A 9,683-nucleotide genomic window follows, 5' to 3' on the forward strand; every position below is an offset into this window, starting at 1 on the left:
AGAACAGAGCTCTTATTACGAGCTCTGTTCTTCAACATGCACGGCACTATTTTAACCAGATGTAAATGGGTATAAATAATATCGAAGTCATAATCCCACAAATCCCCATGGATAATCCAGCAAATCCTCCCTGCTGTTCAGAATCCTTGAATACTTTGGCTGTTCCAATGCCATGAGCCGCTGTACCAATTGCTATGCCGATCGAAATATCATCTCTAATTCGAAACCAACTCAAGATCCGAGTACCAAACATACTGCCCATCAGTCCAGTTAAAGTGGTCAATACCGCTGTTAATTCCGGAATCGCACCTAGCCGCGAGGCTATTTCAATGGAGATGGCTGAACTTACCGATTTGGGAAGCATACTTAGGATAATGGACTGGCTTCCTCCCAATAACCCCACAATGGCGGCACTTGCTGCAATGCCCGTAATAGAACCCGCTAAAACACTTATCAAGACACGCGCCAAATTCCTACGTATCAATTCTCTGTATTTGTAAAGAGGTACGCCTAACGCAACTGTTGCAGGCCCTAATAAAAGCGTTAGCACGTCAGCCCCTCGTTTAAAGTCCTCATAAGGAATACGAAAACTTACTAATACAATGATAATGAACCCCGTACAACTAAAAAGAGGATGCATAAACCGCCATCTTTGGTACAACAAATTGGCTAACGCATAGCTGATTACACTTAGAGAAAGACCAAACAATGGATGCTGCAGTATGCTATTCGCCATGTTTAGCACTCTCCTTTCCTAGCTTTGACGATACCCAACCTGTTACTACAAGAACAGCCACCGTTGCTCCGACAGTCCCGCCACAAATGGCAAGCCAATTAGCTCCAATGATCGGAATAAATGCTAATACGCCAACCGTAAAAGGAATAAAAAAGAGCATCATATGCCTCGTTAACAGTGAAGCCGCTTCTTCCACCCAAGTTAGCTTGACGAGCTTAGTAAACAAAGCCGCGGTAAAAAGAATGAGCCCGATCACGTTGCCTGGTAGCGGCAGGTGCAGGCTCAACTGAATCACATAACCTAAGAAATTAAAGCCTAGTAATATAGCAAAGCCGAGCATAATAATTCTCCATTCCAGCTGCGAGCAGCACTATCCTGAGTCTCTGTAATAATTTCGTATTTCCCTAAACATAACACAAAAAATCGAGGACATAAAAATAGAAAGCAGCACTTCGGCAAGTGTAATTTCCAAGTATGATCACCTCGGTTGATATGGGATTTTGTTTATTGTATGAGGGAAATCAGAGAAATTGACTTCTTAAAAAGTGAATAATCTTATTGACCTTGTGGAATCGTATAACAGGATGTCAATCTATCGCCTCAAGGGAGGGAAGAAATACTATGGCAAAGCCAGATAATCGCGAAGATAATCCAGCCCGTTTGCAGAACGCCATCGATCATACGATAGCCAATCTGCACGAAGCTGAGGACTACTTGGACGAACATGCTGATGAAATAACTGCCGAGGAAAAACAAAGCATCGAATCCAAGAATGAACGCCGCAAAGAAAGCATTAGCGGTTTCATCGAGGAGAAAAAGGACGAATCAAACAGATAAGAAAAGTGAGAAGCCCCTTCCATAATTGGATGAGGCTTTTCTTTTTTACCCTTTGCGCGGTACTTCAAAGTTCCAGAAATCCTTAGCTATATAGCTATTGCTGTGAATCTTCTGAGCCTCTAGCAAAAGCTCCATTACGGCATCCCCCTGATAACGCGAGCTTATATGCGTCATGATCAGCGCATTCGCTCCCGCTTCCTGAGCAGTTCTTGCCGCGTCAATTGAAGTGGCATGATCAAACGAATACGCAAGCTCCTGCTTATCCATGGCGAATGTCGCCTCGTGCACAAGCACATCAGCTCCTTGTGCCAAGTGCTGAGCCCCGCTGCAATAGCGCGTGTCCCCAAGAATTACGACGATGCGTCCAGGTATTGGCGCTCCTAGAAAATCAGTCCCATGAAGCGTACGACCATCCTCCAACTGGACGGATTGGCCTTGCTTCAATTTACCATAAAGCGGACCTGCTGGTATGCCGAGTTCCATTAGTTTTTCCTGCATAAGCTTGCCTGGTTGATCCTTCTCTACGATCCTGAAACCGAAGCATTCGATACGATGCTCTAATCGTGCCGTCTCGACTTGGAAGCTTTCATCTTCGAAAATCAGACCTTCTTCCTCGATTTCCACGATCTGCAGCGTATACGTTAAATGAGCCCCGCTTACGGAGAGCGCCGTCTCAACAAAGCTCTTGAGCCCCCGCGGTCCATATAGCGTAAGAGGTGTATCCCCTCCTAAATAGGAACGACTCGTCAACAAACCAGGTAGACCGTACAAATGATCCCCATGCAGATGCGTGATGAAAAGCATCTCCGTTCGTCCCAATTTCACTGGAGAATTCAGAATCTGCTGCTGCGTCCCTTCTCCACAGTCGAACAGCCAGTAGGTTCCACGTTCATCCAGCAAGTTTAAAGCTATTGAGGTGACATTTCGTTGTTTGGAAGGCATTCCCGCCCCCGTACCCAAAAAATACAAGTCCACGATCTAAACTCCATTCTATCTAAAATCACGATGCCAAAATGTAAAGCGAGGACGCCGACGAACCAATGTAGTTCGCACAAGCTGCCTCGCTTTATACATAAACTTTCTATCCTACGTTGAAGTAACGAGCTTCCTTATGGGCAAATACGATCGCTGAAACCGACGCTTCCGGCTCCATCATGAACGACTCCGTTAGCTCCACGCCAATATCCTCTGGCTTCAGCAAGTTGAACAATTTCGCTTGGTCCTCGAGGTTCGGACATGCCGGGTAACCGAAGGAGAACCGTTGTCCGACATATTTGGCCCCAAATCTCTCCTGCATTGTCATATCTACACGATCGGCTATCCCCCATACATCTCTCATGATGTGATGAATCCGTTCGGCAAATCCTTCAGCCATTTCCAGTGCCGTAGCCTGAAGGGCATGGGATTTCAAATAATCCCCTTTATCCCGCCATTCTTTAGCCAATTCATTAATATCATGCCCTGCCGTAACAAGTAAGAAACCAACGTAATCCATTTGCCCGCTTTCTACTGACTTCAGGTAGTCGGATAAGCAAAGATAAGGTTCTTTATCCTGGCGCGGGAAAGTGAAGGTTTCAAGCACTTTACTGTGATCCTGCGGGTCATACACGATGACATCGTTACCGCTGGATTGTGCTGGGAAGAAACGGTACATCCCGTGGGCTTTGATAATCCCATTATGCTGTGCAGCATATAGAATTGAATCCACGGTATCCTTCAGCTGAAGGGCTTTCGTATCTTTATCGCTAAGCAGTTGCTCTACTTTACCTTTCAAACCAAGATGATGTCCAAGCAGCATCTGCATGTTAACATAGGGCATCAGATGGCTAATCGGGTAATCCCTCATGATATGGCGCTCTGTATCCTGCGGCACTTGCACAGGAAGATCCTTGGATACAGCAGACGAACTTACACGTGTGAGCTGCGGCAGTTTCTCTTCCTTTTTACTGGTATCCATCACATCGGACTCCAAGCTCTCTCTCAGCTCCTGAATGAGTCGCTTTCGCTGCTCAGGATCACTTAACCGGTTCGCAATATCTAATCCGTCCATCGCATCCTTCGCGTACAGAACAACTCCCTCATATTCTGGCTGAATACGCGTTTTGGTGAATTTACGTGTTAGAGCAGCCCCACCAACCAGAATTGGCACATCCACACCAGCCGTGCGTAAATCTTGAGCCGTGATCACCATTTGCTGAGCCGATTTCACAAGTAATCCAGATAAACCAATCGCATCCGGTAGCTCTCTACGATAAGCTTCGATGATTTGCTCCGGCGGTACTTTAATCCCAAGATTAATGATCTTATAACCATTGTTCGATAGGATAATTTCGACCAGATTTTTACCGATATCGTGTACATCACCTTTAACGGTTGCTAGAATAATTTTACCCTTAACCGCTGTTTCGGATTTCTCCATGAATGGTTCCAAGTAATTAACTGAAGCCTTCATAACTTCCGCACTTTGTAAAACCTCAGCCACAATCAGTTCATTCCCATTAAAGAGGCGTCCAACTTCCTCCATCCCCTTCATGAGCGGCCCGTTGATGACTTCAAGCGGCGAATAAGTCTGTAAAGCAATTTCCAAATCAGGGATCAGCCCTTCTTTGGTCCCTTCCACGACATAAGAGCCAAGTCTTTCTTCCAGAGTCAGATTCGAAATCTTCTCTTTCTTCTCCACTTTTTTCTCACGGAAATGGGCAACGAATTGCGCCAGAGTCTCATCATTCGTATTGTAAATAAGTTCTTCAGCTAATTGACGTTCGGTATCCGGGATAGAAGCATAACGCTCCAGTTTTTCTGTATTTACAATGGCATAATCTAGGCCTGCCTTCGTACAATGGTACAGATAGACGGAATTCAGCACTTCACGCCCAGCATCCGGTAAACCGAAAGAGATATTACTTAAGCCAAGTATCGTCTTAGCAGCTGGATATTTAGCTTTAATCAGCTTGATACCCTCAATCGTCTCTACGGCGGAACCAATATACTGCGGATCTCCAGAGCCAACTGGGAACATATTAGGATCAAAAATAATATCCTCAGGATTCATGCCATACTTCTGTGTCAAAAGCTCGTAAGACCGCGTCGCCACTTCGATCTTCGCTTCGCGCGAAACCGCTTGGCCTCGTTCATCAATGAGAATACAAACAACGGCAGCTCCGTAACGTTTGATTAACGGTAAAATCCCTTCGAACTTCGTTTCGCCATCCTCCAAGTTAATGGAGTTGATGATCGCCTTACCTTGAGAGTACTTAAGTCCCAGCTCAATGATGTGATCATAAGTCGAGTCAATCATTAACGGAACTTTGACTTTCTTCACAACCTGCTGCATGAACTCTTCAACGGCATAAGCCTCATCAATGTCTGTATCCTGCAGGTTAATATCAATAACGTGAGCGCCGTTCTTAACTTGATTTCGTGCAATCTCAGAGCCCTCTTCAAACTTCCCTTCTTTAATCAGGCGTTTGAATTTTCGTGAACCTGAAATATTGGTCCGTTCCCCAACCATGATAGGACGATTTTCTGGCTCGATAAATAACGTTTCAATCCCTGAGACAGCAGGTAAATGCGTACCATATTGCGTTCTTGGCTTATACTGAGAAAGTGTCTCCGCCATTGCACGAATGTGATCCGGCGTTGTCCCACAGCACCCACCGGCAATATTGAGCCAGCCTTGCTCAGCAAATCCAGCCATCTTTTTGGCCAAAGATTCGGGTGACTCATGATAATGACCGTTCTCATCCGGCAAACCGGCATTCGGATAACAACTAATTGCTGTTCCAGCAATATCAGACAATGTTCGGATATGATCCCTCATAAATTCAGGACCTGTAGCACAGTTCAACCCCATTGAAATAGGCTTCAAATGTTCCAAAGAAATATAGAAGGATTCAATATTTTGACCGGCTAATGTTGTGCCCATCGGTTCAATAGTACCCGAGATCATTATTGGAAGTTCAACACCTAATGTTTCATACGCTCTGCGAATTCCGATACTGCCGGCCTTTACGTTCAGAGTATCTTGGGAAGTTTCCAAAAGGAGTGCATCCACGCCCGCTTCAACGAGAGCTAACGCTTGCTCGTAATAGCTCTCCTCTAGTTGAGCGAATGTTACTCCACCGGTTACCGACAACGTTTTGGTAGTAGGACCCATGGCGCCAATAACATAACGAGGCCACTCCGGTGTCGAATATTTATTCGCCGCTTCGATTGCCAGTTTGGCTGCCGCAAGATTTAATTCACGATGACGGTCTTGCAAATCATACTCCGCTAGTACCACGCTCGTGGTCCCGAATGTATTTGTTTCTATCATATCAGCGCCAGCGGCGAAGTAAGCTTCATGAATTTTGCGAATAACATCCGGTCGTGTAACACAAAGAATTTCATTACATCCGTCCAAATCATCGCTCCCGAAATCTTCAGCTGTTAAGTTCTCTTGCTGAATCATTGTACCCATGGCACCATCTAGGATCATGATCTTCTTTTTAAGCTGCTCTTGTATCGGTGTTTTGATCATTGCATGACTCCCTTTCAACTTATCCTAAAGCTATAGAGAATAAAAAAAACGACAAATTATGTTATGCTTTAGTGTAACAGAATCTGGCTTCTATGAAAAGAATTTGAATTATCATATTTACCTATAGGTTTTATCGGAAATTCTTATGTTCGACCATCGACAGCTTGCTGTATTTCCACTATAATTCAAAGGAGAGACTTTGATCGTAAGTCAAAGATCCCTATATTATATGTACTTAGAAAGAGGGATGTACTGTGGCACAAATTAGAATTCGCAATACGAATGAACGTATTGAAGGCGAAGCGCAGGTCAAAGCCTTCTTGGATAGTCAAAATGTTGTTTATGAACACTGGGATGCTAGCAAGCTTCCGGAAACACTGCGTGAGAAATTCATTCTAAGTGATGAAGAGAAAGCTGAAATTATTAGTACTTATGAAGAAGAAATTCGTGATTTGGCTGCTAGACGCGGTTATGAAATTTGGGATGTTATCGCGCTTTCCGATTCAACGCCTAACATCGAAGAGCTCCTGAAGAAATTCGAACAAGTACACACACATACGGAAGATGAAATTCGTGCGATCGTTTCTGGACGAGGAATTTTCATTATCAAATCCGAAAGCGAAGTTGGCTATTTTGACGTTGAACTTGAACCAGGCGATGTGATCTCAGTTCCTGAGAACACGAACCATTTCTTCACACTAATGGATAATCGTGAAATCGTTGCAGTTCGTCTCTTCATCGAAAAAGACGGCTGGGTTGCTTATAACATTGATGATCCCGAATTTACTAAAGCCTAATTTCTTATTATGCGAACAAAAACCCAACAGTGCTGGACTTAACGTCCAAAGCAGCCGTTGGGTTTTTGTTTCTTTCATATTATCCGTTCGCAATAATCGGCAAAACATCTTGAAGACGGGAAACCTCATACACAGGAACGATCTCATCTCCACTTTGAAGCCCATGATGATTAATCCAAATATTGCGCATTCCTACACTGCCGGAACCAAGGATATCGGTTGTCAATTTATCCCCGATCATGATTCCTTCTTCAGCTTCTATCCCAAGTAGTCCCAGTGCATGATTGAAAATAGATGTCGCTGGCTTACCTACACCAAATTCACCGGAGATCACAATATGATCAAAGTAGGGTGCGATATTTGGGACACCTGCTAATTTTTCCTTTTGCAAATCGGGTGAACCATTCGTTAACAACAACAATTGATAGCTGCCTTTCAAAGCGTCCAACACTCGGAACGTTTCCTCATATACGTAAGGACGGCGTCGGCGTTCTGCTGGAAATAGTTCTCCAAGCTTATACCCGAGCTCACGATCCTCGATCCCCAACGCCGCAAGCCCTCTTGTCCAAGACTCCGTACGATATCCTGGCGCTAGTTTCTCAAGCTTACGAAAGTTCTCATTCTCACCTTGTGTGAAATTTGCCCATAAGCCTTCGAAGGGATTAATACCAATCATTTTCGTAAATGCAAAAGTTTCAAAAGATTCATATAAAGAACGCGCTTCTTTACGAACAGAAGCTTCCAATTCTTCCGGATTCACGGCTGCGTGCTTTGCAGCTTCAGCACATGTCGCTTCGAAAGCTTCCTGCACGCTGCGATCATCCCACAGAAGCGTATCATCTAAATCAAAAAGTACAGCTTTCAACGTCATCATTCATTTCCCCTTTTGAATGTTGTATCTATATGAGCAGCGATTACTCTTCGTCCGTAAACTTGATGGAATCAAGTTGAACTTTAAGATTGCCACGGAATGCTTCAATATACTTCTTTCTGAGTTCATTGCGTTCATCGATTTCAGCATCTGTTAAGCCAACTGTTTTCGCTTTACGAGCAAGCTCATTAATACGTTCGATATTCTGTTCCATGTTGTCACTCATAATGATCCTCCCAGTCAAAAATTCAATATGAGTACTACTTTGCCATCCCTATTAAGGAATGTCAAGAGACAACAAAAAGAGGCATAGGAACATGTCCAAGCCTCATCGTATTTGAGTCTATTAAAAATCGCATAGTGAAATTATGGAAGCAATAAAACCTGTCCTTCTTTCAGGGAGCTGGTGGTTAAATGATTGATTGTCTTTAATTTATGCATGTACGAACGAACGTTCTCATCGCTTTTTTTATGAGTGGAAGCAATATCCCAGAGTGTGTCTCCACGTTGAATAACGACTTGATCTTGTACGACAGCTTTCAGAGTAATGTTAATAGACGACACGGAAATCGGGGTCTTTGCAATTGCAGCCCCATCCCCAGCATAGGCTTGAACCATAGCACCAAATGAAAACACAGTACCAAGAATAACTGCTAATAGAATGAAGCGAACAATCGCTTTTGTATAACTAGAATTAAATGTCATCCCTTTGGATGTGCTAGTAGATCTATGAGGTGCGTGTGTTGTGTTAGTGTTTGAATAAGCCATATACATGAGTAATCATCTCCCAAACGTTTGTTCTGGTATTAGAATAACACGAACACATGTTTGAGTCAATCATTTTCTCGAACTTATGTTTGTACGAACTCGGGTTCTATGTTATACTTTGGGTAATGATTCCCAGTATTGGAGTGATAACTATTGAGTAAGATTTCGCAGCGTCAACAAGCTATATTGGAATTCATTAAGAATGAAGTGAAAGATAAGGGGTACCCGCCTTCCGTTAGAGAAATCGGCGAGGCTGTTGGACTAGCTTCTAGTTCTACTGTACACGGTCATTTGGAGCGTCTTGAGAAGAAAGGTATGATTCGTCGAGATCCTACAAAACCTCGTGCTATTGAAATTCTAGGCCTTGACGGTGCTGAAACGCATTTCGCGGTTTCAGTGGCTCGCGTACCTCTCGTTGGTAAAGTAACTGCAGGTGTTCCTATTACAGCAACAGAGAACATCGAAGACTACTTCCCTCTTCCTGTCAGCATGGTCGGAGATAATAATGTGTTCATGCTTAGCGTCATGGGTGACAGTATGATTGAAGCCGGTATTCATAATGGCGATTATGTCATCGTTAAGCAGCAGCAAACCGCTAATAACGGAGACATTGTTGTTGCAATGACGGAAGATGATGAAGCAACGGTGAAACGCTTTTACAAGGAAAAGGATCATATTCGTCTTCAACCGGAGAACTCTGCTTTGCAGCCTATCCTCTTGAAACATGTTACGATACTAGGCCGTGTCATTGGTTTGTTCCGGGATATGTAATAGCCCTACAGCCCTTATTCTACATACAATACCAATGAGAAAGAACCGAGAGGACAATAGTCCCTCGGTTCTTTTCGATGTAAACAGTTTTTGTCGCATGAAGCTTTGGACCAAATGGGTGCACTTGAGGACAGCTCCTTAAGGTCTATAGACCATATGGAACATTCTAATCGGTATTCATAACGAAATTCATGCTTCTATTGGATTTTTCCAATGGAATCTACTCTCAGGCTTCGAAATTCGTGATTCTATTGGAATAATCCAATGGAATTGACTTTTAAGCTTCCAAATCCCTACTTCCATTGGATTATTCAGACTGTCGAGAAAAGCGCTTTCATAGACCGCCTGTTCCTCCAATATGGACAGATGGCTAAATAAATAGCA

11 protein-coding genes are annotated in these 9,683 nt (G+C 43.7%); 3 read left to right on the forward strand and 8 right to left on the reverse strand.

Translation table 11 applies throughout. The annotated features are described in order from the left end of the window. Positions 1-46: 46 nt before the first annotated feature. Both GC098_RS29815 and GC098_RS29820 read right to left on the reverse strand, forming a co-directional pair. Complete coding sequence (locus GC098_RS29815) at positions 47-736, reverse strand: LrgB family protein (protein ID WP_171647065.1); 690 nt, start codon at positions 734-736, stop codon at positions 47-49. Next, entirely contained in the window at positions 726-1,076 is a 351-nt protein-coding gene (locus tag GC098_RS29820) for a CidA/LrgA family protein (protein WP_171647067.1), read from the reverse strand. The genes GC098_RS29815 and GC098_RS29820 overlap by 11 nt, the downstream gene beginning before the upstream one ends. 281 nt (positions 1,077-1,357) lie before the next feature. Here GC098_RS29820 and tlp point away from each other — a divergent pair, with 281 nt between their 5' ends. Then, complete coding sequence (gene tlp / locus GC098_RS29825) at positions 1,358-1,573, forward strand: small acid-soluble spore protein Tlp (protein WP_057302361.1); 216 nt, start codon at positions 1,358-1,360, stop codon at positions 1,571-1,573. A gap of 45 nt (positions 1,574-1,618) precedes the next feature. Here tlp and rnz read toward each other — a convergent pair whose 3' ends face one another. Both rnz and metH read right to left on the reverse strand, forming a co-directional pair. After that, positions 1,619-2,548: a ribonuclease Z gene (gene rnz, locus GC098_RS29830; RefSeq protein WP_171647069.1), complete on the reverse strand. Its 930-nt coding sequence runs from the start codon at positions 2,546-2,548 to the stop codon at positions 1,619-1,621. Between the two features lie 106 nt (positions 2,549-2,654). Further along, the gene (gene metH, locus GC098_RS29835; RefSeq protein WP_171647071.1) at positions 2,655-6,092 is read right to left on the reverse strand and encodes a methionine synthase; all 3,438 of its coding nucleotides are present in this window, start codon (positions 6,090-6,092) and stop codon (positions 2,655-2,657) included. Positions 6,093-6,346: 254 nt separating this feature from the next. Between metH and mtnD the strand changes: the two genes are divergently transcribed. Further along, the gene (gene mtnD, locus GC098_RS29840) at positions 6,347-6,889 is read left to right on the forward strand and encodes an acireductone dioxygenase (RefSeq protein WP_171647073.1); all 543 of its coding nucleotides are present in this window, start codon (positions 6,347-6,349) and stop codon (positions 6,887-6,889) included. Positions 6,890-6,968: 79 nt separating this feature from the next. On the opposite strand, the gene GC098_RS29845 is transcribed toward mtnD, so the two are convergent. The 3 genes from GC098_RS29845 to GC098_RS29855 form a co-directional block, all read right to left on the reverse strand. Then, positions 6,969-7,760 carry an HAD family hydrolase gene (locus GC098_RS29845; RefSeq protein ID WP_171647085.1) on the reverse strand — a complete coding sequence of 264 codons (792 nt, stop codon included), beginning with the start codon at positions 7,758-7,760 and terminating at the stop codon, positions 6,969-6,971. Between the two features lie 43 nt (positions 7,761-7,803). Then, positions 7,804-7,986 (reverse strand): DUF896 domain-containing protein, encoded by a 183-nt coding sequence (locus tag GC098_RS29850; protein ID WP_047677001.1) that lies wholly within the window; start codon positions 7,984-7,986, stop codon positions 7,804-7,806. 140 nt (positions 7,987-8,126) lie between these two features. Beyond that, entirely contained in the window at positions 8,127-8,534 is a 408-nt protein-coding gene (locus GC098_RS29855) for a LysM peptidoglycan-binding domain-containing protein (protein ID WP_171647075.1), read from the reverse strand. 147 nt (positions 8,535-8,681) lie between these two features. Here GC098_RS29855 and lexA point away from each other — a divergent pair, with 147 nt between their 5' ends. After that, positions 8,682-9,299 (forward strand): transcriptional repressor LexA, encoded by a 618-nt coding sequence (gene lexA / locus GC098_RS29860; RefSeq protein ID WP_047676998.1) that lies wholly within the window; start codon positions 8,682-8,684, stop codon positions 9,297-9,299. Positions 9,300-9,488: 189 nt separating this feature from the next. Here lexA and GC098_RS39630 read toward each other — a convergent pair. After that, positions 9,489-9,683: hypothetical protein (locus GC098_RS39630; RefSeq protein ID WP_216625469.1), on the reverse strand; the 195-nt coding region annotated here is incomplete at its 5' end.

It is taken from the genome of Paenibacillus phytorum, from assembly GCF_013141715.1.
Classification (GTDB): Bacteria; Bacillota; Bacilli; order Paenibacillales; family NBRC-103111; genus Paenibacillus_E; species Paenibacillus_E phytorum.